At 67.3% G+C, this 25324-nt stretch carries 29 protein-coding genes and 1 pseudogene; 18 read left to right on the top strand and 12 right to left on the bottom strand.

What is annotated here, in order from left to right; genetic code table 11:
- Position 1: 1 nt before the first annotated feature.
- The 4 genes from B9D87_RS25960 to B9D87_RS25945 are packed head-to-tail and all read right to left on the bottom strand — an operon-like array spanning position 2 to position 2218.
- Entirely contained in the window at positions 2-829 is an 828-nt protein-coding gene (locus B9D87_RS25960; RefSeq protein ID WP_007772777.1) for an LLM class F420-dependent oxidoreductase, read from the bottom strand.
- A gap of 32 nt (positions 830-861) precedes the next feature.
- Entirely contained in the window at positions 862-1278 is a 417-nt protein-coding gene (locus B9D87_RS25955; RefSeq protein WP_007772779.1) for a DUF4267 domain-containing protein, read from the bottom strand.
- A 59-nt stretch (positions 1279-1337) separates the two neighbouring features.
- Positions 1338-1610: a hypothetical protein gene (locus tag B9D87_RS25950; RefSeq protein ID WP_007772781.1), complete on the bottom strand. Its 273-nt coding sequence runs from the start codon at positions 1608-1610 to the stop codon at positions 1338-1340.
- Positions 1611-1621: 11 nt separating this feature from the next.
- Positions 1622-2218: a TetR/AcrR family transcriptional regulator gene (locus B9D87_RS25945; protein ID WP_007772782.1), complete on the bottom strand. Its 597-nt coding sequence runs from the start codon at positions 2216-2218 to the stop codon at positions 1622-1624.
- A gap of 98 nt (positions 2219-2316) precedes the next feature.
- On the opposite strand from B9D87_RS25945, the gene B9D87_RS25940 reads away from it, so the two are divergent.
- From B9D87_RS25940 to B9D87_RS25930, 3 genes are all read left to right on the top strand, one after another.
- The gene (locus tag B9D87_RS25940; RefSeq protein ID WP_007772784.1) at positions 2317-3321 is read left to right on the top strand and encodes an oxygenase MpaB family protein; all 1005 of its coding nucleotides are present in this window, start codon (positions 2317-2319) and stop codon (positions 3319-3321) included.
- A 68-nt stretch (positions 3322-3389) separates the two neighbouring features.
- Entirely contained in the window at positions 3390-3893 is a 504-nt protein-coding gene (locus B9D87_RS25935; protein ID WP_007772785.1) for an RNA polymerase sigma factor, read from the top strand.
- Positions 3890-4504, top strand: coding sequence for a methylated-DNA--[protein]-cysteine S-methyltransferase (locus B9D87_RS25930; protein WP_007772786.1), 615 nt, complete (start codon positions 3890-3892; stop codon positions 4502-4504). Before B9D87_RS25935 ends, B9D87_RS25930 begins: the two co-directional genes overlap by 4 nt.
- A 13-nt stretch (positions 4505-4517) precedes the next feature.
- Here B9D87_RS25930 and B9D87_RS25925 read toward each other — a convergent pair whose 3' ends face one another.
- A complete protein-coding gene (locus B9D87_RS25925) occupies positions 4518-4919 on the bottom strand; it encodes a DUF732 domain-containing protein (protein WP_052002536.1) in 402 nt (133 codons plus the stop codon).
- 184 nt (positions 4920-5103) lie between these two features.
- Here B9D87_RS25925 and B9D87_RS25920 point away from each other — a divergent pair, with 184 nt between their 5' ends.
- The 3 genes from B9D87_RS25920 (at position 5104) to B9D87_RS25910 (ending at position 9191) form a co-directional block, all read left to right on the top strand.
- The gene (locus tag B9D87_RS25920) at positions 5104-6561 is read left to right on the top strand and encodes a phospholipase D-like domain-containing protein (RefSeq protein WP_007772788.1); all 1458 of its coding nucleotides are present in this window, start codon (positions 5104-5106) and stop codon (positions 6559-6561) included.
- 81 nt (positions 6562-6642) lie between these two features.
- Positions 6643-7512 (top strand): phytanoyl-CoA dioxygenase family protein, encoded by an 870-nt coding sequence (locus B9D87_RS25915; RefSeq protein WP_007772790.1) that lies wholly within the window; start codon positions 6643-6645, stop codon positions 7510-7512.
- 116 nt (positions 7513-7628) lie between these two features.
- The gene (locus tag B9D87_RS25910; protein ID WP_007772792.1) at positions 7629-9191 is read left to right on the top strand and encodes an LCP family protein; all 1563 of its coding nucleotides are present in this window, start codon (positions 7629-7631) and stop codon (positions 9189-9191) included.
- Positions 9192-9198: 7 nt separating this feature from the next.
- On the opposite strand, the gene B9D87_RS25905 is transcribed toward B9D87_RS25910, so the two are convergent.
- Complete coding sequence (locus tag B9D87_RS25905; RefSeq protein ID WP_080598588.1) at positions 9199-10713, bottom strand: serine hydrolase domain-containing protein; 1515 nt, start codon at positions 10711-10713, stop codon at positions 9199-9201.
- 179 nt (positions 10714-10892) lie between these two features.
- Between B9D87_RS25905 and B9D87_RS25900 the strand changes: the two genes are divergently transcribed.
- Complete coding sequence (locus B9D87_RS25900; RefSeq protein WP_040630881.1) at positions 10893-11582, top strand: M15 family metallopeptidase; 690 nt, start codon at positions 10893-10895, stop codon at positions 11580-11582.
- A 27-nt stretch (positions 11583-11609) separates the two neighbouring features.
- Positions 11610-12116 (top strand): DUF2505 domain-containing protein, encoded by a 507-nt coding sequence (locus B9D87_RS25895; protein ID WP_007772797.1) that lies wholly within the window; start codon positions 11610-11612, stop codon positions 12114-12116.
- A gap of 37 nt (positions 12117-12153) precedes the next feature.
- On the opposite strand, the gene B9D87_RS25890 is transcribed toward B9D87_RS25895, so the two are convergent.
- From B9D87_RS25890 to B9D87_RS25870, 5 genes are read right to left on the bottom strand one after another with little or no spacing between them, the layout of a single operon-like run.
- Complete coding sequence (locus B9D87_RS25890) at positions 12154-13356, bottom strand: cytochrome P450 (protein ID WP_007772799.1); 1203 nt, start codon at positions 13354-13356, stop codon at positions 12154-12156.
- An 11-nt stretch (positions 13357-13367) separates the two neighbouring features.
- Entirely contained in the window at positions 13368-14246 is an 879-nt protein-coding gene (locus B9D87_RS25885) for a TIGR03619 family F420-dependent LLM class oxidoreductase (protein WP_007772801.1), read from the bottom strand.
- On the bottom strand, positions 14243-15073 hold the full coding sequence (locus B9D87_RS25880) for a TauD/TfdA dioxygenase family protein (RefSeq protein WP_007772803.1): 831 nt from the start codon (positions 15071-15073) through the stop codon (positions 14243-14245). The genes B9D87_RS25885 and B9D87_RS25880 overlap by 4 nt, the downstream gene beginning before the upstream one ends.
- 3 nt (positions 15074-15076) lie before the next feature.
- Positions 15077-15400 (bottom strand): hypothetical protein, encoded by a 324-nt coding sequence (locus B9D87_RS25875; RefSeq protein ID WP_007772805.1) that lies wholly within the window; start codon positions 15398-15400, stop codon positions 15077-15079.
- Entirely contained in the window at positions 15400-16683 is a 1284-nt protein-coding gene (locus B9D87_RS25870; protein ID WP_007772807.1) for an aromatic ring-hydroxylating oxygenase subunit alpha, read from the bottom strand. The genes B9D87_RS25875 and B9D87_RS25870 overlap by 1 nt, the downstream gene beginning before the upstream one ends.
- Before the next feature lie 99 nt (positions 16684-16782).
- On the opposite strand from B9D87_RS25870, the gene B9D87_RS25865 reads away from it, so the two are divergent.
- From B9D87_RS25865 to B9D87_RS25850, 5 genes are all read left to right on the top strand, one after another.
- Entirely contained in the window at positions 16783-17712 is a 930-nt protein-coding gene (locus tag B9D87_RS25865) for a LysR family transcriptional regulator (RefSeq protein ID WP_007772809.1), read from the top strand.
- Between the two features lie 31 nt (positions 17713-17743).
- Positions 17744-17902 carry a hypothetical protein gene (locus tag B9D87_RS27155; protein WP_167540328.1) on the top strand — a complete coding sequence of 53 codons (159 nt, stop codon included), beginning with the start codon at positions 17744-17746 and terminating at the stop codon, positions 17900-17902.
- A 61-nt stretch (positions 17903-17963) separates the two neighbouring features.
- Positions 17964-18404: a nitroreductase family deazaflavin-dependent oxidoreductase gene (locus B9D87_RS25860; protein WP_007772810.1), complete on the top strand. Its 441-nt coding sequence runs from the start codon at positions 17964-17966 to the stop codon at positions 18402-18404.
- A 125-nt stretch (positions 18405-18529) separates the two neighbouring features.
- Positions 18530-19501, top strand: a complete 972-nt coding sequence (locus tag B9D87_RS25855) for a UDP-glucuronic acid decarboxylase family protein (RefSeq protein WP_007772811.1) — start codon at positions 18530-18532, stop codon at positions 19499-19501.
- Positions 19498-20667, top strand: a complete 1170-nt coding sequence (locus B9D87_RS25850; protein ID WP_040630884.1) for a glycosyltransferase — start codon at positions 19498-19500, stop codon at positions 20665-20667. Before B9D87_RS25855 ends, B9D87_RS25850 begins: the two co-directional genes overlap by 4 nt.
- 6 nt (positions 20668-20673) lie before the next feature.
- Here B9D87_RS25850 and B9D87_RS25845 read toward each other — a convergent pair whose 3' ends face one another.
- Positions 20674-21405: a class I SAM-dependent methyltransferase gene (locus tag B9D87_RS25845; RefSeq protein ID WP_007772813.1), complete on the bottom strand. Its 732-nt coding sequence runs from the start codon at positions 21403-21405 to the stop codon at positions 20674-20676.
- 168 nt (positions 21406-21573) lie between these two features.
- Between B9D87_RS25845 and B9D87_RS25840 the strand changes: the two genes are divergently transcribed.
- The 5 genes and pseudogenes from B9D87_RS25840 to B9D87_RS25825 all read left to right on the top strand — a co-directional run bounded on the left by B9D87_RS25840 (position 21574) and on the right by B9D87_RS25825 (position 25054).
- Positions 21574-22032, top strand: a complete 459-nt coding sequence (locus tag B9D87_RS25840) for a GAF domain-containing protein (protein WP_007772814.1) — start codon at positions 21574-21576, stop codon at positions 22030-22032.
- Between the two features lie 128 nt (positions 22033-22160).
- Positions 22161-22529 (top strand): VOC family protein, encoded by a 369-nt coding sequence (locus tag B9D87_RS25835; protein WP_040630888.1) that lies wholly within the window; start codon positions 22161-22163, stop codon positions 22527-22529.
- Positions 22457-23200: pseudogene (locus B9D87_RS27990) on the top strand (BadF/BadG/BcrA/BcrD ATPase family protein); the annotation flags it as partial. The gene B9D87_RS25835 and the pseudogene B9D87_RS27990, both read left to right, overlap by 73 nt.
- Positions 23201-23332: 132 nt before the next feature.
- Positions 23333-24235 carry an N-acetylmuramic acid 6-phosphate etherase gene (murQ, locus tag B9D87_RS27985; RefSeq protein ID WP_040631029.1) on the top strand — a complete coding sequence of 301 codons (903 nt, stop codon included), beginning with the start codon at positions 23333-23335 and terminating at the stop codon, positions 24233-24235.
- Positions 24236-24355: 120 nt separating this feature from the next.
- Entirely contained in the window at positions 24356-25054 is a 699-nt protein-coding gene (locus tag B9D87_RS25825; protein WP_367648962.1) for an N-acetylmuramoyl-L-alanine amidase, read from the top strand.
- The last annotated feature ends 270 nt before the right edge of the window (positions 25055-25324 follow it).

The raw sequence follows: 25324 nt of genomic DNA, 5'->3' as shown, positions 1-25324 counted from the left end.
CTTACGACACCTTGGCGAGCTCGGCCTGCAACCCGTCGAGGCGTTGTAGCGTCTCATCGCGAGGCTCGGTCGGCAGGTCCACCAAGAGGTGCTGCACTCCGAGGTCACGATAAGCCTCGAGTTCGTGCGCCGTCGGCTTGCCGCCGTGGAAGTGGATCACCGGCACGTCCTTGCCGGCCACCTCACGCAATTGCTCGAGCGGAGCAGACAATTCCTGCGCCGACCCCGTCATCGACAACCATCCCGCGTTCAGCCGGGCGATGCGCTTGAAACCCGCCGGTCCCCCGCCGAGGTACAGCGGCGGATAGGGCTTCTGGACCGGTTTGGGCCAGCTGTAGATCGGGTCGAAGTTCACGAATTCGCCGTGATACCCGGCTTTTTCGTGCGTCCAGATCTCGATCATCGCGTCGAGCCGCTCGTCGACGACGCGCCCGCGGACCGACGGATCCACGCCGTGGTTGGCGATCTCCTCACGCAGCCAGCCGACGCCCACGCCGAATCGAAAACGCCCCTGCGACACCAGATCCAGCGACGCCACCTCCTTGGCCGTGTGGATCGGATCGCGCTGGGGCACCAGGGCGATCCCGGTGCCCAGGACGAGCCGCTCGGTGGCGACCGCGGCGGCGGTCAACGCCACGAACGGATCCAGCGTCCGGTAGTACTTCGGCGGAATCGGGCCGCCGCTCGGATAGGGGGTCTTCGCGTCTACCGGGATGTGTGAGTGCTCGGCGAGAAAGAGCGACTCAAAACCGCGCTGCTCGAGCGCCGCCCCCAGCTCCGCGGGACCAATGCCGTCGTCGGTAACAAATGTCAGCACTCCGAAACCCATGACGCTCAGTCAACAGCATCGTGGCTCGCCTGTCAGCGCGAGCTTGTTCCGTCGGCCGGCACCGCGCGGGTTGGCCGTCGCCCGGCCGGACGTACCGCGCCCCACAGTCCGGCGGCGACACCGACCGCGGCGCCGCCCAGGCCGATCATCTGCTGCGAAGGCTTCAACTCGCCGTGCACGCTCAACCCGCCGACCAGGTCGGAAACGTCGGCACCCGCGGAGGCCAAAAACCAGCCGCGGGTGTTCTTACCGCGCAGCGCCGCCGACGCGAGCAGGACACCGATCAGCGCGTCGCGATAACCCATCGACCGCAACAACAGCTGCGCGGTCGGTGTCGGCTCGTCCGGGTCCCCCCACAACTTGTTCGCCCGCAGCGGGTCGACGAGGAAGGAAACGCCAGAGGCAAGTCGGATGGTGCCTGCAAGAAGGCCGAACCGGTCGATGGACATGGTCTAAAGAGCCTAGGAGCAAACCGTCCGATCGTGCACGCATTCCACCCGAGAGTCGCTCACGGCGCCGGGCAGGAGTCGGCGATCTGCAGCGACGCCGGCCACAGCACGGTCGCCACCCCGAAGGCCATCGCGTCGGCGGCGGTGGGCGCCACGGCTTCTATCCGCGCCTGAATCCGCTGGGTCTGCTCGGGATGAAAAGCTGTCCACGCGAACCCGATACACAGGTAGGGGATCAGCGACCACAGCGCCAGCTCGATCAGCCCGCCGACGCTGACCTTGTGCCCGAGGATGCGCCGGACCGGGTCCATCGCGTGCTCGATTCCGCCCATGATCGCACTCCCTACCGCAGCACCAGTTTCAGCGCGTAATCGACGACGACATCGAGATCGGTGCCCAGATGCCCGGCGAGCCACTGCTGCGCGAGCTCGGCCATGGCGCCGGTGTACAGGGCGGCGGCGACCTCCGCGGCCACCGGGTCGGAATCGGGGTTGAGGCGCCAGCCCTCGGTCAGCACGCCCGCGCGCAGCATGTCCTGCGTCGCGCGACGCCGGGCCGCCAGCACAGGGTTGGTGCGCGCGTCGGTGAATAGCACCCGGCCGCGCCGCGGATCGGCCGACGAGAAGCCCAGCACCGCCGCGATGCCGGCCCGGGTCCGGGCGCCCAGCGAATCCCCCGCCTGCTCGATGGCGGCCTCGATCACTTCGCTGAGCTGACCACTCACCCGGTCGTAGACGGCGCCGAGCAGATCGTCGGTGTCGCCGAAACTTTCGTAGAAGTACCGCGTGTTCAGCCCGCATTCCCGGCACACCGAACGCACCGAGACGGCCGCCTCACCGCCACTGCCGAACAGTCGATAGGCGGCCTCGACCAGCAGCGCACGACGCTCGGCGCGGCGGTCCTTGAGCGGTATACCGGCCCACCGGGTGGGACTCGACACCCCTACAGCGTAAGTCGGGATGGCCCGGGTCTTGTCACACCCGTAGCCAAAACTTATTCTGGTTACAGTCGTGACCAGAAATGTCGAGGGAGTGCGCCGTGTTCCTGCCACACCAGATCGTCGGGCAGCTGATCAACAAACGGTTGGACGACAACATGCGGCGATACTTCTTCCGCGGCATGGAGTTCGCCGCGCCGGTCGGCGATCCGGGGTGGTTCGGCCCCGACAGCGCCGTCTGGCGCGTGCACTCACACCTGCCCGCGCTGATCTTCGGCCTGCAGTGCGCCGCCTTCATGGAGACCCTGGACCCGTCGATCTACTGGATGGGCATGCACCACTCCCGACTGATCAAGCGGGACAGCAACGGCAACCCGATATCGCAAGTGCCCCAGATCGATCCCGCAGGCGCCGCGACGCGCCTCGGCCATTCCGTCGCGTTCTTCATCGGTACGGCATACGGGTCGACGGAAACCGCTGAGCGCCTTGCGAAATCCGTGCGCGCGATGCACCACACCATCAAGGGCACTCGCCCCGACGGCGCCCGCTACGACGCCGACGAACCCGAGTGGCTGCGCTGGAACTACGCGACGGTGGTCTGGGGCCTGGCCACCGCGCACGAGCTTTATCACCCAATGCCGTTGCGCGGCAAGAGCCTCGACCGCTACTACGGTGAATTCGTCCGGGTCGGGCACGCGCTGGGCGGCACCGACCTGCCGACCACCAAGGCCGAGACGCTCGAGTGCCTGGAGGCCTACTTGCCGAAACTGGCCGTCACGCATGGCAAAGCGATGGGCACCGGCCCCAATGTCGCCATGCCGCAGGCGGCCGTCGACTGGGCCATCCGCGACACCATGCCGAAGTGGGCCAAGCAGATGCTGCAGCACCGCGACTGCAACATCATCGAGCGCACCGCCCGTCGCACCGCGGTGTGGTCGATCATCAACGGGATCCACGCCGCGTCGGGCCCGGCGCCGGAATTCCGGCAGGCCCAGGCCAGGGTCAAGGGGGGCACCACGGTCCCGCACACCCTGCCGACCTACGTGCTCGGCAGCGATCAGATTCGCAGCCGCTCCGAGGTGGAGCGCAGCTTCCAGTCCGTGTAGTCGCCGCCCGGCCGGTGTTCGACACTGGGGACATCTCACGAACTCCCCCGGCGAAACGTCTACATGGCGTGACAGCCAAACGACCGTTCGAGGCGGTGGTCGTCGACCACGGTCCCGCCGTGCTGCGGGTATGCCGCGCCATCGTCGGGCCGGTCGACGCGGACGACGCGTGGTCGGAGACCTTCTTGTCCGCATTGCGCGGTTACCCGGACCTGCCCGCCGACGCCAACGTCGAGGCCTGGCTGGTCACGATCGCGCACCGCAAGGCCATCGACGTCACCCGGGCCCGGGCGCGGCGCGCGGTGCCGACCGACAACGTTCCCGAAACGGCCGCCCAAGCTGATCCTGACGGGGACGATGACCTGGCCGACGCGCTGGCCCGGCTGCCCGCCAAGCAGAAGCAGGCCGTGGCCTACCACTACCTGGCCGGCCTGCCCTATTCCGACATCGCCGCCATCCTCGGCGGCAGTGCCGACGCCGCAAGGCGCGCCGCCGCCGACGGCATCGCCACCCTCAGACGGACGTACCCCGGCGTCACCGCCGGCCCGGCCGGGACAGGAGAACACCGATGATCGACGAACACGAGTTGACCCGCGACCTGGCGCGGATCACCGACGCCACCCCAGGCGAGCTGAACACACTGCACGCCCGGCTCGCCACCGCCGCGCAAGCCCAGGGGCTGCTGGACATCGCCTACCGCCTCGTCGACAGCCCGGTCGGCGCCTTGCTCATCGCGGCCACCGAACTCGGGCTCGTCCGCGTCGCCTATGCCAGCGAAGGGCACGACACTGTCCTGCAAAACCTCGCCGACAGGATCAGCCCACGCATCCTGCTCGCACCCGGCCGCCTCGACACGGCCGCTCGGCAACTCGACGAGTACTTCGCCGCGAAGCGCCGGGACTTCAGCGTGCCGCTGGATTGGCGGCTCTCCGCCGGATTCCGCAACACGGTGCTGCGTCACCTGCCCGAGATCGGCTACGGCCACACCGCGAGCTATGCCGCGGTGGCCAAGCTGGCGGGCAACCCCAACGCGGTTCGCGCCGTCGGCAGTGCCTGCGCCACCAATCCGCTACCGGTCGTGGTGCCCTGCCACCGCGTGGTGCGCAGCGACGGCGCGCTGGGCGGCTACCTCGGGGGCGTGGAGGCCAAACGCGTCCTGCTCAGCCTCGAGGCCGCGGCATGACCCGCACGGGCGGCTAGGCGGCGCCCGGCGTGAGCGGCGGAGGGTTCGTGCCCGGTGCTGGCTGCTGCGTCGCGGCGGGTTGCGGTGCCTGGTTGACGGGCTGCCCCAGGTGCTGGGGACAGTAGGCGCTCGCCGCGATCATGGTGAACTGGGCGGCGCCGTCCTCCGTGAATCCGGGATTGCTCGACGACACGCTCTTGATGACCTCAACCTGGGGACTGCCCTCGTCCATCAGTTGGCATGCCCTCTTGCCGACCCCGACGGCCGCGGCCGGGTCCTGATAGGTGATGCCCGCCTGGTTGAGCGCGGCGATGAAGCTCGCGTCGGCTCCCGAAGTGCCGACCGGGTCGGCGTACGCGGGCGCGGCCGCACCGGCGAGGGCGGCGCAACCCGCAAGCACTACCAGCATTCGCATCGCTTCATCGTCATACAGATCGGCGCCCTTGTCCTGCCGAGCCCCTCAGGCTGTGCATAACGGCGGCAAACGCCCACGTGGGGCCGCCGAGCGCCGATCTCGCACGAATCCTGACACCCGAGGCCGATGTGGTACACAGTGGCTATGTCCGCGCTGTCCCAGCAACTTCGTTGAGAGGCCCGGCGTGCACGACGATCGACTTCTGACTCCCGGCCAGACCTGCTGGCGCACGGCACGGGCCGGCCAATTCGCCGCCATCATCGACGCGGCCGACTACTTCAAGCACGTCAAGGCGGCGATGCTGCGCGCCCGCCATCGAATCATGCTGATCGGCTGGGACTTCGATTCGAGGGTGGCGTTCGAGCGGGGCCACAAGACGCTTCCCGGACCGAATCAGCTGGGGGCGTTCCTTTATTGGATGCTGTGGAAACGACAGGGCCTGGACATCTACCTGCTGAAGTCCAATCTGCGTCTGCTGCCGGCGTTCGACGGCATCTGGTTTGGCCTCACCCCCGTGTCGCTGCTGAACCAGATCAGCAGCAGGCGAATGCATTTCGCGATCGACGGCGCCCACCCGATCGGCTCCGTGCATCATCAGAAGATCGCGGTCGTCGACGATGCGGTGGCGTTCTGCGGCGGCATCGATCTGACGCTCGAACGATGGGACACCCGGGCGCACACGCATGACAACCATCACCGCCGCACGTCCGGGCGCAGTTACGGGCCGCGGCACGACGTCGGCCTGGCCGTCGACGGTGCGGCCGCCCGGGCGCTGGGTGAGCAGGCCCTGATCCGATGGCAGACCGCGACGAAACGCGCGTTGTCGCCGGTACAGGCCAAGCACAGCACCTGGCCCAGCAAGCTGGAACCGAACCTGCGCAACGTCGATGTCGGAATCGCACGCACCGTGCCGGAGCTCGACGACCGCACCGAGGTGCGGGAGGTGGAGGCGCTCAACCTGGCCGCCATCGCGGCGGCCCGCAACACCATCTACGTGGAGAACCAATACCTGGCGTCGCGAACCATCGCCCAGGCGCTGGCCGCGCGGCTCCGCGAGGACGCCGGCCCGGAGATCGTCATCGTGCTGGCCCGCAGAGGCAACAATCCGCTCGAGCGCGGGACCATGGACAGCGCCCGCCACCGCCTCATCCGGCTGCTGTGGGAAGCCGACGCTCACGGCCGGCTGGGCGTCTACTGGCCGGCGACCGACGGCGGGACGCCGATCTACGTGCATTCCAAGGTGCTGGTGGTCGACGATCGGCTGCTGCGCATCGGCTCGTCGAACTTCAACAACCGCTCGATGGGGTTCGACAGCGAGTGCGACGTCGCGATCGAGGCGCAGCCGGCCAATTCCGAGCACGACGAGCTCCGCCGTGAAATCACCTCGGTGCGAAGCGAATTGATCGCCGAGCACCTGGGGGTTTCGGTGGGCGAGTTCGATGACGCGATCCGCGAACACCGGTCGGTGCTCAAGGCCATCGAGGCGCTTCGCGGAGACGGCAAGACGTTGCGGCCCTTCACCGAGCGGACCGTCGCCAACGAGGCCGGCCCGCTGGCGGAGAACGACCTGATGGATCCCGACCACGTCCCGCGGTCGCTGACCCGCAGCGTGCAACGGTTCATCACCGGCCTGCGGGGCTGACCGGTCCGCGATTTGGGTGTGGCTCGACCCGGACTCGGCCTAGTCTGGGCAGCAGCGCCACTGGACTAAGGACGAGCACCGATGAGCATCGACGACGACTCCGCCACCACGCTCGAGGATTTGCGGGGCGACCTGGCGCAGCGGTACAAGCGGACGCCGACCGGTGGAAGCGCGGTGGACAGCGCGATCGCCGAGGCCGACATGGCGGCACTCGATCGCGACGGCTACGTCATCTGGGAGAACCTGCTCAGCGCCGAGCAGTGCTCGCAGATCCGTGAGGTCGTGCGCCCTTGGCTGGGTCACACCGGACGCAACTCCTTCGAGGGGCTGCGCACCCAGCGCATCTACAGCGTGTTGAGCAGGACCCGGGTGTGCGACCCGCTGGTCGATGACCCGCGGGTGCTCGCGGCGCTCGATCGGCTGCTGATGCCCAACTACTTGCTTTCGGCGTTGCAGGCCATCAACATTCAGCCCGGCGAGGCCGCGCAGCTGGCGCACCACGATGACGGCTTCTACCCGATTCCGCGTCCCCGGGAGCCGCTGGCGGCCGCGACGATCTGGGCGATCGACGATTTCACCGCCGACAACGGCGCCACCGTCGTCTACCCGGGCAGCCACCGCTGGGGCAAGCGCCGGCCGGGCCCGGCCGATCAGGCCCTGCCGGTCGTGATGCCCGCCGGCTCGTGCGTCTTCTTCGTCGGCACCCTCTGGCACGGCGGGGGTGCCAACAACACCGACCGCGAGCGCCTCGCCGTCACCGCCCAGTACTGCCAACCGTGGTTGCGGCCGATGGAGGCCTACACCCTGTCGATATCGCGCGACATCGCGCGGGCGGTCTCCGATGACATGCGCCGGATGCTCGGCTACAGCATCCACCCGCCGTTCGTCGGCAACGTCGACGGCCTGCATCCGTTGCGGCTGTTGGAAGTTGAGCCGCGCACCCTGGTTTGAAGCGCCCTTACCCGGCTATTCTCAGTTCTGTCATGACGCGTCGAGCGGGCCCGCCCGGCGAAGAAGCGGATTCACCGACGGCCGGGCCCCGGAATCGCTTGCACCGCAACCACAGGATGGTGGCCGGTGCCAAGGTGCTGGCCGCGTTGATATCGCTGGTGGTGGTCGCCGTCATCGGCATCGCCTGGCATACCTACCGGAGCGCGTCGGCGGGCATCACCAAATCCGAGGCATTGGCCGGTGAACCAGCGTCGACCGGAAGCGACCAGAACATCCTGATCATGGGCCTGGATAGCCGCCGTGACCAGCACGGACAGCCGCTGCCGCCCGACATTTATGACGCGCTGCACGCAGGCAACGAGGATTCCGCGGACGGCGATTCCGACGCGCTCATCGTGGTGCACCTGCCTGCCGGCGGCGGTCCGGCCACGGCGATCTCGATCCCCCGCGACGATTATGTCGATCTGGCCGGATGCCCGACCTCGGATTGCCGCGGCAAGATCAAGGAGGCTTACAGCTACGCCTACCAGCGGGTGATGGCCGGCCATGGTTCGGCCGGCTCGCAGCCGAATCCGACGCCGCTCCAAGGGCAAGATTCGGCGGCCAAGGAACAGGCGGCACGGGAGGCGGGCCGCAAAGCCGAAATAAGCACGGTCAAGAGCCTTCTGCAAATCCCGATCGATCATTTCGTCGAAGTCACCCTGGCCGGGTTCTTCCAACTCGCCCGGGTGGTCGAACCGATCACGGTGTGCCTCAGCGCGGACACCTCGGACCGGTACTACTCCGGCGCGGACTTTCACAAAGGCGTCCAACAGATCAGCGCAACGCAGGCGCTGGCCTTCGTCCGGCAACGCCGGGACCCCGACGACGCGGCGTTCACCGATCTCGATCGAAGCCGGCGCCAGCAGGCGTTCATCGTCTCGGTGGTCAGCGCGATGCGCCGCGGCGGGACATTGTCGGACCCCACCAAATTGCATGCGCTGTTGGGCGTCGCTAAGCAGAACGTCGCCGTCGATGCCGGTTTCGACTTTGACGAATTCATTCGTAATGCGTTGGCATTCCCCAACAGACCGGTCACGCTGTACACGCTGCCGGTCACCGGCTTCGGTCAACTCTCAAACGGCGCCTATGTGAACTTCATCGACATACCCACCATCCGCTCCATCGTGCACAACCTGGTGGGCGCCGATTCGTCGGCAACACCGTCGACCAGCGGCCCCACCCCGGCAGCACAACCGGACGGCGGCGCGCAGAGCACCACCGGTGTCGTCGCGCTCGATGTCGTCAACGCCTCGGGCCGCCAGGGCGAGGCGGCGAATATCCAAATGCTCTTGGCGACTGGGAAATTCAGCGAAGGCAAGGTCAGCACGGCCGACTCCACCACCGAGACGAGCACCATCGTCTACGGGGCCGGCGCGAAGGTGGCGGCCACCGAGCTCGCCGACCAGTACGACATCACGGCGACCGCATCCGACAGCGTCGACCGCAACACGGTGCGGCTGACGGTCGGGACCGATTACTCCCGGTTCGACCAGACCCACGGTTTCACACCGGAATCGAGCACGACGACCGCCGCGGCGCCGGTCACCACGGTGCCCGCCACCGGCACCGGTACGCAGCAACCCGCCGTTACCAACCTCTCACGGATGACCGCCGATGGCATCCCCTGCGTGAAATGACAAGGCGCTAGGGTTTTTTCCCGTAGAGGTGCAAGGCCTTCGCCGCGGCCGTGGCCACCGCACCCCGGAGATGCGAGATCGGTGGGCTGCCCCGTAGGTGGATGGAGTTCGAGAGCAGGATGACATAGGTATTCGACCCCGGGTCCATCCACAGCGTGGTTCCGGTAAATCCGGTGTTGCCGAAACTACCGACCGGAAAGACCGTCCCGCGCGGCCTGGAAAAGGCCGTGTCGATGTCCCAGCCGAAACCGAACAGGCTTTGCCCTTCGATCGCCGGATAGGTCGGAGTCTGAGACCGTCCAGCGGCACGGTTTGCCGCTGGGACTTGTTCGGCGGTATGCCCGGGCTGCTGGGGAGCCGTCATCATCGCGAGAGTTTCTGGCCGCAAAGGAAACTCACTCGGACGATCGGCGAGCCGATCCAGTAACGCCTGCGCGAAGACGCCGACATCGTGTGCCGTCGAGAACATGCCGGCATTGCCGGCCACTCCCCCCATCCGGCGCGCGGTCGGGTCATGCACCGTACCCCGAAGCAGGGCAAAGAAATCCGGATTCTTGCTCGGGTCGTCTCTGCTCTCCTCGTCGCGCGCAGTCGGCGCGATGCGGGGCAGCAGGCCGGTGTCCCATGCCCCCGCGGGACACGCACCCCCCGTCGTCCCGGGGGCCCAGGCAACCGCCGCCCCGCGCACCACGTGTGGGCCGCAGGCTTTGGCCACCGGAAGGTAGCGGGTGTCTTGCAGGCCAAGCGGTGCAAACACGTTGCGCTGGACGTACGTGTCTTCGGCTTCGCCCGTGGCCTTTTCGAGCAGCGCGCCCAGCAGGATGTAGTTGATGTCGGAGTATCGGAACAACTCACCCGGCCCCGACTGCAGCGGGGTGGCGAGCGCGCGACGAATGCCTTCGGCTTTGTCGGGTCCGCTCAACCCCCACGGGTCTGCCAGTCTTACGTCGATCCCCTCGCCGGACGTATTGGTCAGCAGCATGCGCACCGTGACCTGTGCCCGTCGCGGATCGTTCGTCGTGTTGAAGTCGGGCAGGTACTTCTGCACCGGATCGTCGAACGCGACCTTGCCCTGCTCGTAGAGCTGCATGATGGCGACCGCGGTTGCGAGGCACTTCGTCAAGGACGCCATGTCGAAGATCGTGTCCTCGGTCATCGGCTCCGCGGGTGCGGGCGATCCATCCAGCCCCGGCTCACCCGCGAGCTTGCGCAACCCGTAGGCCTGGTGGAAGACGACGTTGCCGCCGTGGCCGACCACCACCACGCCGCCCGGCAGCCCGTCCGCCGCGATCGCGTCGTTCATCAGCTTGGAGACGGCCGTGAAGTCGAATGCGGGAGCCGCGGCGGTCACCGGGGCGGGCTGCGGCCGCTGTGCGGGCTCCGGGGGACGGTCGGCTACCGGTGTCCGCGCCATAAAGGTCCACGGAGAAACCGCGATGAGGGCCAGCAACACACTTGCGACCACGACCGTCTTGCGTAGCGAGGGTGGCCGGAACTTCCACCTGCCACTGACTACCGGCATACGGCAAGGGTAAGTCGACGGGCCCGGCGGCAGCTACCGTGCCTTGCGCGTCGACGCAAAGGGGCTGTTGCGCAGCGGATTAGCAACGACTTGCAGTAGCGTTGACGCTGGACCTGTCTCGCGACGCCCGGTCGCGACGGTCTTGTCGCGATGGAGCACGCGGTGAGGACCCATCCCCGGTGACCCCCGGCAGGCGATGGGTTGCCGTGCTGGCGGGCACGGTGACGGCCGGGGCCACGTTGACGCACTGCGGCGCCGCGCCACCACCACCCCCCGCGGCCAGTCCACCGTCCACCGCGTCGTCGGCGCCGGTCGCTGGCAACGTTCACCCGGTCACCGCCGCGGAGCTCGGTGCGAGCTGGCGGCCGGGCTGCCCGGTGGACCCCGCCCAGCTACGACGGGTCGAGGTCGACCACGTCGGTTTCGACGGCCGGACCCACCGCGGCGAGCTGATCGTCCACCAGGATCTGGTGCCGGAGGTCATCGCAATCTTCGCGCAGCTCTACCGGCTGAGATTTCCGATCGAGAGGATCCGCGCGGTGGACCGCTACCCGGCCGCCGAGGACGAGCTCTCCATGGAGGACGACAACACGTCGGCGTTCAACTGCCGCGGCATCCCGGGAAGCGAGCACTGGTCCCAGCACGCCTACGGTCGGGCAATCGATCTGAACCCACGTCTGAACCCGTGCGTCTACGCCACCGGCAGGTTCGAACCGCACAACGCAGCCGAATACGTGGATCGCGGCCGCGGCGATCCGGGGCTCGTGCACGACGGCGACCCGGCGGTGCGGGTGTTTACGGACCGGGGTTGGCTGTGGGGCGGTCACTGGACGTCGCCCGTCGACTACCAGCACTTTGAGCGGCCGTGATGCGGGTCCCTGTAAGAATGAGTGGATATGTCGCGCTCATTCGACGTCTCGACCGAGTCGTCCGCCACGGTCGAGCAAATTCATGCCGCGTTCGGTCGCGAGGACTATTGGCTGGCCCGCATCGCCGCCGGTGCCGCCGACGCCACCTTGGATACGCTGGTGACCGACGCCGATGGCACGGTGACGGTGCGCACGATCCAGCACCTGGGCCGTCAGCTCCTCCCCGGGCTGGTCGCCAAATTCGTCACCGGCGACGTGAAAATCGTCCAGACCGAGACCTGGCGACCGGACGGCGACCGCCAGGTTCGCGGGCACGTCAGCGTCTCGGCGTCCGGCGGGTTGGGGTCGGGCCGTGCGGAAACCCGGCTGGCGCCGACGGATGACGGGGGTTCACAGCTGCACTCCGCCCTGCGGGTGGAGGTCAAGATCCCGTTGGTGGGCGGCAAGCTCGAGAAGACCATCGGAGCCGATCTGGCCAAGGGCATCCCCGAGATGCTGCGCTTCACCACCACGTGGATCGGCGAAAACAGCTGAGGCGTGCTGGCCGTCGTTGGACGCCCACGCGTGCCGCCTAGACGCGGGCCGGCATGCTGTCCCAGCCGCGCACGGCCGAAGACGACGAGAATACCGCGGCGTCCAGGTCCACCTCCCAATCGGGAAAGCGATTCATGATCTCGTCCAGGGCAATTCGTCCCTCGATCCGTGCCAGCGCGTTGCCGAGGCAGTAGTGGGCACCGACCCCGAACGTCAGATGCTGACGCGGCGCCCGCATCACGTCGAAGGATTCGGCAGTCTCGCCGAACCGCCGCTCGTCGCGGTTGGCGGCGCCGATCAGGGTCAGGATCGCACTCCCCTCGGGCACCGTCTGCCCGTGGAATGCGATGTCGCGGGTGACGTACCGTGCCGCTTGCAGCGCGGGCGGCTCGAAACGCAGGAGCTCCTCGATGGCGCCGGGCAGCAGTGACCGGTCGTCGACCAGCCGCCGGCGCTGATCGGGATGCTCGGACAGCAACTTGCCCGACCAGCCGATCAACCGCGTGGTCGTCTCCGAGCCGGCGACCGCAACGACTTTCATGAACATCAGCAGCTCGTCGCGGTGCAGCTTTCTGGTGACGCCGTTTTCGTCCTCGAACTCGGCGTTGAGCAGTTCGGTCGTCAGGTCGTCGGCGGGATGGGTTGTGCGCCAGTCGATGAAGTCGGCGAACACCTCCCCGTCGGCCAGCTTGGCATCGGTGTTGTCCGTCATGCGTCCGCCACGCGTGGTCCGGACGAACTTCTCGCCGTCCTCCTGGACTCGGCGCTGGTAGTCCTCGGGGATGCCGAACAGCATGCCCACCACGCGCAGCGGCATGATGGCGCCGAGGTCCTTGACGAAGTCCAGGCGGTCACCGCCGACCAGCGGGTCCAGGCAACGCTGCGTGAACTCGCGGATCATCGGCTCGAGGGCGTTGATCTTGCGGGGCGTGAATGCGCGGGAGAGCAGGCTGCGGTGGATGTCGTGCACCGGCGGATCTTCGAAAATGAGTAGTCCGGGCGGAATCTCGATGCCCGCCTTGATGATCTCCAGCACGACGCCGCGGGCTGAACTGAAAGTCTGGTGGTCGACCAGCGCCCGGTTGACGTCGTCGAACCGGCTCAGCGCGTAGAAGTCGTGTTCGGCGTTGTAATACAGCGGCGCGTCTTCGCGGATGCGCCGGAACATCGGATAGGGATCGGCGTTCAGGTCGACGTCCCACGGGTCGTAGTACAGGTCGTCGGCGGTCCTGGTGGTCATGGGATTCCCGTCTATTGCGTCTGCGCGTCCGCGCCGAAGGTTTCGCGGTGCAGTTCGGTCAAGGCGTGCAACTGCTCGAGATAGTGCTGCAACGAGTGGTGGACGAAGCGAGCCGAAAGGGTGGTGGTGCCGCCGTCGGCCAACTCGCGCAGGACATCTTGCGTCGCTTCGGGTTTCCCCGCCGGATCCAGGGGCTGCTCGGCGGGCATCACCACCTCGAAACCCGGCGGTAGCTCGAATTGCCGCAACCAGTCCGCGGCGGTGTGGATCGACACGTAGTAAGGGCACCAACCGTCGGCGAGGGTGGCCGCTCGGCGCAGCGAACGTCGGGTGCGCCCGCCGACCCAGATCGGCAGGTGCGGCTGTACGGCACAGGGATCCACGGTCAGCCCGCCGAACGAATAGAACTCACCGTGATACGCCGGCTCATTGCTCGGCAGCGCCGCCCGCAGCGCCCGCAGGGCGTCGTCGCCGCGGGCGCCTCGATCGCCGAAAGGCGCACCGAGAAGGTCGAACTCCTCCTTGAGCGAGCCGACGCCCACACCGAGGATCACCCGCCCGTCGCTGACGTGGTCGAGAGTGCCGTAACGCTTGACGATCGCCAGCGGATGGTGGTATCCGAGCACCAACGTCATCGTGGCGAAGCGAATTCGCTTGGTGCGCCCCGAAACGTAACCGAAGGTCGCCAGCGGATCCCAGTAACGAGCTCCGCGCCGGCCCGATTCCGTCGAGGGGATGCCGATGTGCTCGCTACAGGTCATGTGGTGATAGCCGAGCCGATCCGCGGCCTCCGCGACCCGGCCGATGTCCTCGATGCCGGCGTCCTTCTCCCACTGAAGGGGCGCTCCAGCGACATTCGTGACGACCGGGGTGGCGATGCCCAGCTTCACTGCAGGGGCTCTTCGCCCGCGAGAATCGTTCGGTGCATGAGGCGACCGCTGTCCACCGAATACGGCAGCACCCGGTGCATGGTCCCGGTGTTGTCCCAGATCAGCAGGTCGCCCGGCTGCCACTGATGCTGGTAGACGTACTGCGGCTGGGTTGCCCAATCACGAAGCCGCGCAAGCAGAGCGCGGCCCTCCTCTACCGGCAGGCCGATCACGTAATCCGACGTCGCACCCAACAGCAGGGACTTGCGGCCGGATTGATGCGTCCACACGATCGGGCACGCCTTCGTCGGCGACTTCTGCCAGAACGCCACCTCGTCGTAACTCATCTCCGGGGTGACGTAATACTGCGAGCGCTCCGCGCTGTGCACCACGCGCAGCTCGGCGATCGCCTCTTTGTCGGCATCCGGAAGGTCGTCGTAGGCCGCGTAGGTGTTGCAGAATTCCGTTTGCCCCCCGGTCTCCGACAGCCGCACCGCGCGCAGCAGCGTGGCCAGGTTGGGCAGCGGCTGCAGCGATCCGTCGAAATGCCAGAACATCGAGCCCTGCAGGTATTTGGCGCGCTGATTGACCTTCTCATCCAGGGAGATCTTGTTGATGCCGCCCTGGCCCTCGTTGGCGACGAGCGTGCCGAGGGTCTTGGCGATGGTCACCTGCTCCTCGTCACCGATGTCCAGCCCGCGGAAGAACACCACACCGCGCCGCTCGAGAACGTCGCGGATCGTCGGCGCCTCCCGTCCGCTCAGTAGCGTGTCGAGATCGGTCCGGATTTCGCTGCCGATCCTCGGGGTGAGGTCGACGATCTCCAGCTGCGCGGAAGTGAGTCCCATGTTTCAGCTGACTCTCGTGAGAATGGTGTTGGCCGAATGCTTCACCCGCGGCTGTTTCCATAGCTCGACCGCCAGCGAGACGGTGATCAGCGAGTAGAGCAGGTTACGCAGATTGGCGACGTCGTCGGGCAGCGGCTCGGCGTAGTCGAACTTGTCGATGTAGGCGACGGCTTCCTCGGCGTGCGGGAACACCTCGTCGTAAAAGGCCCGGATTTGCTCCATCGAACTGTTGACGCGCTTGACGTAGCGCTGGTGGCCGTCCTCGATCGCCCACTCGGGCACCAGGTGCTCGAGTTGCGAGAACTCTTCCGGCAGAACCACACTCATCATCGACCCGCCTTCGCCGCTTCCCCGGCCGCCACGTAATCGCCGACCACCTTGTGCAGGTGGCGCAGCAGGATCTCCTCGTCATTCATCGTGAAATGCGTCAGCACACCGCTGTTGAGCATCGCCTGCAGACCCTCCGACGGGCTGGCGTCCTCGAGGATGATGTCGTTGAGGAAGGTCACGGTGAGCTCCTGACCGAGCCTCTCCTTGTGCGTCTTCGGCGGCTGATAGAACATCTCGGCTTCGAACACGTGCGAGTGCGGGCCGGTGGGCCAGTGTGCGTGGGTGCTGAACCCGGATGCGCCGAAGATGATGACGAAGTTCGGGAAGAACTGGAACGAGTCGAAACCGTACTTCTCCGACCGCGTGGGATTGATCCCCGGGGGCATCGGCCCTCGATCGATCTTCTTGTTCCAGGGACCCGCAGCGCTGGCTTCCATCACGCATTCGATGGGCTTGGAGTATGGCGTCTTTTGCGAGGGTTCACCGGAGAACGAGAACATCCGGTGCGGGCCGGACAGCTGGTAGGCCAGTGCGTCGGTGAACGGGTTGGGCTGATCGAACGCGTCTCTGGCCTCCGCGGTGAGGGCCCCGAACGACGATGCGTGCAGGTACGGGCCGTGGTAACTCTCGGCGAAGCTGTCGACGAAAATCTTCCAGTTGCACTGCAATTCGGCCGAGAACTTGTACACCTGGTGCGGGCCGTCGAATGGGTAGCCCTCGATGCCATGGGCCAACTCACCGAGGAAGGACCTCAGCGGCTCGGTGTTGTCCGGGTCGAGATTGATGAAGATGAAGCCTTCCCACACCTCGCACTGCACCGCCGGCACCCGGCAGCTGTCCGCATCGAAGTCCAGCAGCAGGTCCTTGCGGGTGGCCGAGTGTAGCGATCCGTCCAGCTTGTAGCGCCATCCGTGGAAGCGGCAGTACAGCAGCGGGGCGCGGCCGGACACCTCCTGGAAGGGGTCGTCCTCCCACAGCATCTTGTTGCCGCGGTGCGGGCAGATGTTGTGGAAGGCACGGATCACCTGGTCTTTGCCGCGCACGACGATGATCGAGGTGTTCAGGAACCGCAGCTCGCGGGTGAAATAGCTGCCCGAGCGCGGGACGCGCTCCACTCGCCCGACGTAGAGCCAGGTCTTCTTGAAGACGTGCTCCCGTTCCTTGTCGTAGAACTCTTCGGACACACAATCTTCGAGCGACACCGGGCCGCGGCCGAGTTCGGGATATCCGTCGGTCCAGTGCCCGTTCGGGGGCTTGGCGACGGCGATGGGCTGATTCATCCCCGCGTACCTCCTACGTGGTGCGGCCGACGCTAGCAGCTGCGGGGACCCCCAATAAGGTGTACGGACGCAACACCCTGTTGCATACTTGGAACACCGATGGAACAGAATCTGCCCTTCGACCTCGATGCCCTGCTGGTGTTCGGCAAGGTGGTGGACTGTCGCGGCATCTCGAAGGCGGCGACGGCGCTGGGCATGCCCAAGTCCACGGTGAGCCGGAAGCTGACCAAGCTGGAATCCGACCTCGGCATCAAGCTGCTGCGGAAGAACACCCATCAGCTGACGGTCACCGACATCGGCGAGCAGATCTACGACCACGCGATGAACATCCTGACCGAGGCCAACGGTGTGCGGGCCCTCGTGGAGGGCAGTAGGCAGGAACCCCAAGGCGAGCTGCGGGTGGCGATACCGGTCAGCCTGGGCATCGACTACGCGTCGCGCGTCGGCGCCCTGTTCTTGCAGCGGTATCCGAACTCGCGCCTGGACATACGGTTGGTCGACAACATCGTCGACCCGATCAAGGACGGTTACGACGTCGTATTCGGGCCCGGACCGCTGCAGGATTCGACGCTGATCGCGCGGAAGGTCTTCGACCTGAGCCTTTTCCTCTGCGCCTCAACAGATTTCGTCGGGCAACTGAAGGATCCGATCACCGAACCCGCCCAAGTGAACACCCTGCCGTTCATCGACTTCGGCTTCTGCGGGCCGCAGAAGCTGAAGCTGGCGGTGACCAAACTCGACAGGCGCCACGAGTTGTCCCCGCGAGTACGCGCACGGGCCAACAACTTTCAGGTGTGCAAGGAGTACATCCTGCAGGGGCTCGGTATCGGCGCCATGCCCACGCAGATCATCTGCGCCGAGGAACTGCGCGAGGGCACCATCGTGCCGATCCTGCCCGACTGGACGGTCGAACCACTGGCCGTGCACATGATCTATCCCTTCGAGCTGTCCTTCTCCACCCTGATCAGCGCCTTCTACGACACGGCCTGCCAGATCATCGTCGAGAACATCGCCAGGGCGCAGACCTAGAGTTCGTCCGAAGCCGAGAGATAATCGCCTCATGCCCAGTGAACCGCGAGACCCACCACGGCCCGCGCCGAAACCCAAGCGCGTACACGTCACGCCCGAGGACGTCGAGCGGTTCGGCGACGAGGAGCAGGTGCGCGATGCGTGGGACGAGCGCCGGCTGCGCGACGAGCGACCGCCGCATCACCACTAGCCCGCCGCGCCTCGCGGAAGGCACTGGCGAAGTTCGCCGCCAGCGAGCGAGACTGATAGCCATGAGTTTCCTCGAGCAGAAGCTGCTCCCGCAGGTGCTGCGGGTGCACGACACGGTGTATAAGAAGACGAACGGCTGGATCGGTCACCGCGCCCTGTGGATACCAAGCCTGCTGCTGCATACCGTCGGCGCGAAGACCGGTAAGCAACGCGCGACGTCGCTGACCTACGCCCGCGACGGTGACGACTACCTGGTGGTCGCCTCCAAGGGCGGCGCGCCCGAGGCCCCCGGCTGGTACCACAATCTGAAGGCGCATCCCGACGTCGAGATCAACGTCGGCCCACGACGTTTCGCCGTCACCGCGCGACCGGTGCTGCCCGACGATCCCGATTACCCACGGCTCTGGCAGATCGTCAACAAGAACAATCAAAACCGGTACAACGAATACCAGAAGAAGACGTCCAGACCCATTCCCGTCGTGGTCCTGGCTCCCAAACCGTGAACTTCAGCTGAACACGCCAGGAACCGCCGGTGTGAGTGCAATCGGTTCCAGCGGGCGTCCTGCGGGACGTCACGTCGGTCATGCGAAGCTACGTGTTCGACGGCCGGAGCTAAGGAGAACAAGCAGTGAGAGCCCTCGTCGCGGGCGCCGCCGGGTTCCTCGGGTCCCACCTGTGCGATCGTCTCCGCCGCGACGGCATCGAAGTCATCGGGCTCGACAACCTCTGCACCGGCAGCCGCGAAAACATCGTGCAGCTGGACGGGGACCCGGGCTTCAGTTTCGTCGAGCATGACATCACCCGACCGGTCGGCGTGGTCGTGTCGGGTCCGCTGGACGTCATCTTCAACCTGGCCTGCCCCGCATCGCCGCGCGCCTACCAGCGGGATCCCCTGTTCACCCTGGAGACCAACTACGCCGGGACCAGAAACCTGCTGGAACTGGCGCGCGAGCGCGGGGCGACGATTCTGCAGGCCTCCACCAGCGAGGTGTACGGGGACCCGACGATCCATCCTCAGGTCGAGACCTACTGGGGCAACGCCAACTGCTTCGGGGTGCGGGCGTGCTACGAGGAGGGCAAGCGGGTAGCGGAGACACTGATGCTCGAGTACGCGCGTCGCTACCATGTCCGGATCAAGGTTGTCCGCATCTTCAACACCTACGGCCCGAGGATGGACCAAGAGGACGGCCGAATCATCTCCTCGTTCATCGTCCAGGCGTTGCGCGGAGAACCGATCACCGTGTTCGGGGACGGTAGCCAGACCCGATCCTTTTGCTATGTCGACGATCTCGTCGAAGGGCTCGTGAAGATGGCGGCCAGCGAAGCGTCTTTCACCGGACCCGTCAACCTCGGCAGCCCGGCCGAGCGCACCGTCCTCGAAACCGCGAGCCTGATCAAGGAAAGGACCGGATCGCCATCGGCCACGGTGTTCGAGCCCCTGCCGCCGGACGACCCGAAGCAGCGCAGGCCGGACATCACGCTCGCCGAGTCCGGCCTCGGCTGGACGCCACGAGTCTCCTTCGAAGAAGGCGTCGAACGGACGATCGAATTTTTCCGGGGCATCGTCGGGCCCGGCTCCCGCGGGAGCGTCCAGCGGTGAGGATTGCGCTGGCTACCTTGGGAACTCGGGGAGACGTCGAGCCCTGCGCCACCATCGGCCGGGAACTGCAGCGCCGGGGTCACGACGTACGCATGGCCGTCCCGCCCAACTACGTCGGCTTCGTCGAGTCGGCGGGGCTTGCCGCGATCCCCCACGGCCCCGACCAGGTACAGCAGAACGCGGACATCGCGCGCAAGTACGGGGACACACCGAATCCCGTCTTCATGGCGTGGGTGATTTCGGAGGATCTCAAACGACTCTGGCCCCAGCTGGGCGCGGCGCTGACGTCACTGGCCGACGGGGCCGACCTGTTGTTGACGGACGCGAGCCAGCAGGGGCTGGCCGCCAACGTTGCGGAATGCTATGACATTCCGCAGGCGGCGCTGCACATCTACCCGCTCGGGCGCGAGGTGGGTTCGCAGGTAACGAAAGAGGCCGAGGATGCCCAGCGCCAGACGTTGGGCCTGCCGCAGGCATCGCCGCCCTCGGCGCGGCAACCGCTGGAGCTCCAGGCCTACGACGAACTCTTCTTCCCGGGGTTGGCAGCCGAGTGGGCGAAATGGGATGTCCGCCGGCCTTTCGTCGGGGGGCTGACACTGGAGTTGCCGACCGCTGTGGACGACGACGTGTCGTCCTGGATCGCCGCGGGAACGCCGCCGATCTACTTCGGCTTCGGCAGCAGCGCCCGAGTCGCATTTCCCGCCGGGCTGCTCGAGATGATTTGCGGGGCCTGCGCGCAACTAGACGAGCGCGCGCTGATCTGCAGCGGCGTAAGCGATTTGGCCGGCGTCCCGCAATTCGACCATGTGAAGGTGGTGGGCGCGGTGAACCACTCGGCCGTCTTTCCCGCTTGCCGCGCGGTCGTTCACCACGGGGGTCCGGGCACCACGTTCGCGGGCATACGCGCCGGCAAACCCACGTTGGCGCTTGCGGTTTCGGTGGACCAGCCGATGTGGGCCGCCGCGGTCGGCCAGCTGGGGGTCGGCATCGGACGGCACTTTTCCGCAACCACACCGGATTCGCTGCTGGCCGATCTGCGTGCCATCCTCACTCCGCACTGCATCGCTCGGACCCTCGAGGTGGCCGCCCAGATGGCCACGCCCGCCGAAAGCGCTGCCACTGCCGCCGATCTGCTGGAAACGATGGTCGGCCAAGGCCAGGCCTGACCGCCCTCAGGGCTCGCCGGCGGAGCGGCCCAGGTGCATGTCCGAAACGCTGCGGTATGACGGGAAGTCGAAGTCGGGGAAGGCGCAGATGTCGCCGCGATCCCGGATCCGCTCCAACCAGTAACTCTGATCAGCGGCCGACGTGCAGGCGTAGAGCTTCATGTATGTCGCCGCGAAGGGGAACAGGAAGCCATTGCCGACGGCCTGCCAGACGGCCGCCGCCACGCCGGGCGTTTCGACCCCGCGATAATCGTCCATCGCGATCACGCCCCGTTCGGCCGCGTGGGTCACGGCGAGGCTGATGTCGTTGGCGACGCACCGGTACGCGTGACAACCGTCGATGTGGACGAAACGCAGCGCCCGCTCGCCCAGATCGAGCGCCGACGATTCGCAGACCTGCAGCGTGGGGCGGCGGCTGTGGAATCGATCCCAGTTGGCGAGGAACTGCTGCTGATCCAGGCCCGAGTACTCCTGGCGGGGAGCCTGGGCGATGTCGGCGTGATCCATCACGGCGCCGAACAGCTCGCAGATCACCAGTTCTTCATCGTCACGCAGTCCGTAACCCATCAAGATCGCGGACTTGCCCTGGTAGGCGCCGATCTCCAGCATGTCGCCCTTGATCCCCTCGGCCGTCTGGCACGCGAGCAGCTGGCTGAAGAGCTCGACGTCGGCCTCGAAGAACCAGCCGTCGACGTTGTTCATCTGCTCGGTGTAGAGGGCCCACGCCGCATCGGTCATGGCGCGCTCCTGCGCATGAGCTCCTCCAGTGCGGTTGTGGGCTGGCGAGATGGACGGCGGCCACATCGGCGTCCGCGGGTTGACCGTATCAATTCTGCGCCCAGCCGCAATCGATGCGCGAAGAGGGCCGCATCGGGGCGGCTGCATCGTCGGGGCACCATGTCTCTCATGGTCGCCGTCTACCGCGCGCCGATGCGATCCCGCAACGATGCCGTCGAGCCACAAGCCACCATCGATCGCGCTCGCCAGCTCGGCGTGTGCGGGTTTGGCCGACTTGTGACCAGTTCAGCCGAACAGGACCGGCTGGCCCGTCGGGTCGCCCGATTCGCCGAGCTCGACGAAGGCTCCTTCGTGTGGACCCGCGACACGCACGGCTGGTTCTGGCTGGGCCGCATCTGCGGGCCTTATGGCTACGACGCCGGGAAAACCGCGAAGGCGGTGGATTTGGTGCACATACGACCCTGCGAGTGGCTGTCCATCCCAATCCTGGAACAGGACGCGCCTGCCGCCGTCGTCGCCACCTTCAATCGGGGTGGACGGAACTTCCAGAAGATCCACAACCCCTCCGTCGGTGTTGAGACACAACGGATTTGGGATTCGCGGATACCTCGGCTGACCGAAACCTAGCGCGGCACGGCGCAGGCCCGACCCGGCGACCAGGTCGACGACGTCACCGGTGAAGAACAGATGGTCGGCTCGAACCTTACGCCGCGTGTGCTACGCCCAAGGCGGACTGAGCCGATACGGTGCATTGCATGCGTCGTGTGGACTACGTCATTCACTACGTCGAGTCGCTGCGCCGGTCGGTGGCGTTTTACCGCGACGTGATCGGTCTTCGGGTGCGAATCGAGGGCGACGGCTACGTCGAGTTCGACATGGAAAACACGAAGTTCTCGCTCTTCGAACGCTCGAAGCTGCCGGAGCTCATCGGTCGCGACGGCGGCGAACCGCCCTGCGGTGAGATCGGCTTTCTCATCGACGACGTCGACGCCGAGGCGGAGCGGTTGCGCGGGCTCGGCGTCGAGATCCTCACCGGACCGGTGGATCGGCCATGGCGCGAACGGACGCTGCACATCGCCGATCCGGACGGCAACATCATCGAGTTCGCGCAGAAGCTGACGTGATCCTCGCCGTCGACCTCGGCAAGACGTCCTGCCGGGCCGCGGCGGGCGGCCGCAGGGCCGAGGTCGTCGGCGCGCCCGGCCTCGCGGCGCCCGGCGGTGTGCGGGCCGCGGAGGCGGCGATCCTGGCGGTCGCGCGAAATTTCGGCCCGGTCGACGAGGTGATCGTGGGCGCCGCCGGGGCGCTGGCGGCGCCGGACGCGGCGCGCGCGCTGGGCGATGCGTTGCTGAAATCGCTTGGGGCGCAACGAGCCGGAATCACCAGTGACGCGGTGATCGCGCATGCGGGCGCCCTGGGCGGAAAGCCGGGCGCCGTGCTGATCGCCGGCACCGGCGTCGTGGCGCTCGCGATCGACGCGAACGGCGCGCTGCGCACCGCCGACGGGTGGGGTCCCTGGCTCGGCGACGAGGGCGGCGGCGCGTGGATCGGCGCCGCCGGGCTGCGCGCGGCGTTGCGCGCTCACGACGGACGTGGACCGTCGACCACGCTGCTCGACGCCGCCCGGGCCCGCTTCGGCGCTCCCGAGACCTGGCCCGCGCGGCTCGGCGGGGCCGCCGAGGTCGCCTCGTTCGCGCCGTATGTATTGGCGGCGCGGGACGACGCCGCAGCGCTGGCGATCAGCAGCGCCGCGGCGGAGGCGCTGGCCGCGACCGCCCGCGCGGTCGGGGACGGCCCCGTCGCGATGGTCGGCGGACTGGCGGGAGTCCAGGCGCTGCGCGCCCAGCTCGACGTCATCCCGGCCGCCGGCGACGCGCTCGACGGCGCGCTGCAACTCCGGGCGATCCACGAGCCACACGTGATTCGCCTGCAGGCGGGTCCGAAAGCCGTTGTCCCACAAGGTCTCGATGCGCTCGCCACCGAGGCGGTACGGCCAGACCTTGACGATCTCGACGCGCGCCCCATCCCGGAGGTCGTCGCGCTGCTCGTTGCCGCCGAGGCCGAAGCGCACGGCGCGGTGGCGGCGGCCGTCCCACGGATCGCGGCCGCGGCGCAGGCGATCGCCGCGCGGCTCGAGCGCGGCGGCCGCCTGGTCTACGCCGGTGCCGGGACGCCCGGCCGGCTCGGCGTGCTCGACGCGGCCGAGTGCGCGCCGACGTTCGGCACCGACCTGGTGCGCGGCGTGATCGCCGGCGGGCCGGCGGCGCTCACCGAGGCGATCGAGGGCGCCGAAGATGCCTTTGACCCAACCGATCTCGCGGACCTGACCGCCGCCGACGCGCTCGTCGGCATCACGGCGTCGGGCCGCACGCCGTACGTGCTCGGGGCGCTTGAACACGCGCGGGCGGCGGGCGCGCTGACCGTCGCGATCGTCAACAACCCGGGCAGCGAGGCGTCCGCCGAGGTGGTGATCGAACTGCTGACCGGGCCCGAAGTGCTCGCCGGTTCCACTCGGCTGACCGCGGGCACGGCACAGAAGGTGGTGCTCAACGCGCTCTCGACGAGCGTGATGATCGCGCTCGGTAAGGCGTATGGACCGCGGATGGTCGACGTGCGCGCGACCAACGCGAAGGTGCGCCGCCGGGCGGTGCGGATCGTCCGCGACGCGGCCGGTGTCGACGAGGAGACCGCGACCGCCGCGCTCGCCGCCGCGGGCGGTCACGCCAAGACCGCGATCGTCGCCCTGCTCGCGGGCGTCGACGCGACCGAGGCCGCCGCCCGGCTCAACCGGGCCCGCGGCCGGGTGCGCGACGCCCTGGGCGGGACATGAACGAAACATTCCGCGGTCCGGCGTCACACCCGTATCGTGAGGACCGTGTGTGAGCCAGCGCGCGGCGGGCCGAGTCACGTCAGCCGCCGTCAGCTGCTGAAGGTGGCCGGCGGCGCCGGCGTGGCGTCCCTGGTCGGCGGCTGCGCGACGCGAACGGACTCCGCCCCGGCGTCGCAGACCCGCTCGGTGACGGTTCCCCCCGCGACCATCGGTGCACGCCTGACCGCCGCGACTTCGGCACTGCTGCTGTGCCGGGACGCCTGGGGCGCGCGACCGGCGCGCTCCGGAGGCAAGCGCCAGACCATCACCCGGATGACTCTGCACCATGAGGCCGTCCTTCTTGGCGAAAACCGCAATGCTCCAAGCCATCTCCGACAGGATCAGCGCTACCACCAGGACCACCACGGATGGATCGACATCGCCTATCACGTCGGCGTCGACCGCAATGGCAATATCTACGAACTGCGCAGCACCGAGATCGCGGGTGACACCGCGACCGACTACGACACGACGGGCCATTTCCTGGTCCTCTGCGAGGGAGACTTCGATCAGGAGGCCGTACCGGAGGCCCAGCTCGAGGGAGCAGCTCGCGCGTTCGCGTGGGCGGCTCAGAATTTTCACGTCTCGACCGACACTCTGGCGGGCCATCGGGACCTGGCCCAAACCTCCTGCCCCGGTGCAAACCTGTACGCCCACATCTCCTCGGGCGACCTCAAGCGCCGCATTGACGATCTCCTCGGCGCGGGCGGAGTGGACCTGCAGCGCTTCTGTGGTCCCGATGCGGCCGCAAGAGTGGCGTCCATCGAGGCAGGCAACTGACCGGCGCTCCCCGGCCGCAAAGGGGCCGATCGACCCGGAGTGACAATCCCGCCCGGCCGCGCTCGCACTGAGACTGCGGCCAGCCGGGGTGAGCTGTCATCACCCCGACCACCCGTTCACCCGGGTGAAGTGAGGACGCCGCCGTCAAGCGAAGCGTGAATGAACAGGGCGGTGAAGATTGTTAATTTCGTCCGCGTAAATGGCGGTTATCTTCAATGGCGCGCCATTGCATTGCGAAACTAGTTTGTTTGCCCTCGGTCTGAAACCAGC

It is taken from the genome of Mycobacterium colombiense CECT 3035, from assembly GCF_002105755.1.
In the GTDB taxonomy this organism is placed as follows: domain Bacteria; phylum Actinomycetota; class Actinomycetes; order Mycobacteriales; family Mycobacteriaceae; genus Mycobacterium; species Mycobacterium colombiense.
The sequence above is the reverse complement of the archived record's forward strand: the minus strand, read 5'-3'. Positions and strand labels throughout refer to the sequence as shown.

Excerpts from the sequence above, each read along its gene's own strand:
- B9D87_RS25880 (WP_007772803.1), bottom strand. The coding sequence starts at position 15,073 with ATGGGACTCACTTCCGCGCAGCTGGAGATCGTCGACCTCACCCCGAGG.
- B9D87_RS25875 (WP_007772805.1), bottom strand. The coding sequence starts at position 15,400 with ATGAGTGTGGTTCTGCCGGAAGAGTTCTCGCAACTCGAGCACCTGGTG.
- B9D87_RS25865 (WP_007772809.1), top strand. The coding sequence starts at position 16,783 with ATGGAACAGAATCTGCCCTTCGACCTCGATGCCCTGCTGGTGTTCGGC.
- B9D87_RS27155 (WP_167540328.1), top strand. The coding sequence starts at position 17,744 with ATGCCCAGTGAACCGCGAGACCCACCACGGCCCGCGCCGAAACCCAAG.
- B9D87_RS25845 (WP_007772813.1), bottom strand. The coding sequence starts at position 21,405 with ATGACCGATGCGGCGTGGGCCCTCTACACCGAGCAGATGAACAACGTC.
- B9D87_RS25915 (WP_007772790.1), top strand. The coding sequence starts at position 6,643 with ATGAGCATCGACGACGACTCCGCCACCACGCTCGAGGATTTGCGGGGC.
- B9D87_RS25925 (WP_052002536.1), bottom strand. The coding sequence starts at position 4,919 with ATGCGAATGCTGGTAGTGCTTGCGGGTTGCGCCGCCCTCGCCGGTGCG.
- B9D87_RS25905 (WP_080598588.1), bottom strand. The coding sequence starts at position 10,713 with ATGCCGGTAGTCAGTGGCAGGTGGAAGTTCCGGCCACCCTCGCTACGC.
- B9D87_RS25960 (WP_007772777.1), bottom strand. The coding sequence starts at position 829 with ATGGGTTTCGGAGTGCTGACATTTGTTACCGACGACGGCATTGGTCCC.
- B9D87_RS25840 (WP_007772814.1), top strand. The coding sequence starts at position 21,574 with ATGGTCGCCGTCTACCGCGCGCCGATGCGATCCCGCAACGATGCCGTC.
- B9D87_RS25860 (WP_007772810.1), top strand. The coding sequence starts at position 17,964 with ATGAGTTTCCTCGAGCAGAAGCTGCTCCCGCAGGTGCTGCGGGTGCAC.
- B9D87_RS25895 (WP_007772797.1), top strand. The coding sequence starts at position 11,610 with ATGTCGCGCTCATTCGACGTCTCGACCGAGTCGTCCGCCACGGTCGAG.
- B9D87_RS25910 (WP_007772792.1), top strand. The coding sequence starts at position 7,629 with ATGGTGGCCGGTGCCAAGGTGCTGGCCGCGTTGATATCGCTGGTGGTG.
- B9D87_RS25955 (WP_007772779.1), bottom strand. The coding sequence starts at position 1,278 with ATGTCCATCGACCGGTTCGGCCTTCTTGCAGGCACCATCCGACTTGCC.
- B9D87_RS25950 (WP_007772781.1), bottom strand. The coding sequence starts at position 1,610 with ATGGGCGGAATCGAGCACGCGATGGACCCGGTCCGGCGCATCCTCGGG.
- B9D87_RS25890 (WP_007772799.1), bottom strand. The coding sequence starts at position 13,356 with ATGACCACCAGGACCGCCGACGACCTGTACTACGACCCGTGGGACGTC.
- B9D87_RS25835 (WP_040630888.1), top strand. The coding sequence starts at position 22,161 with ATGCGTCGTGTGGACTACGTCATTCACTACGTCGAGTCGCTGCGCCGG.
- B9D87_RS25930 (WP_007772786.1), top strand. The coding sequence starts at position 3,890 with ATGATCGACGAACACGAGTTGACCCGCGACCTGGCGCGGATCACCGAC.
- B9D87_RS25870 (WP_007772807.1), bottom strand. The coding sequence starts at position 16,683 with ATGAATCAGCCCATCGCCGTCGCCAAGCCCCCGAACGGGCACTGGACC.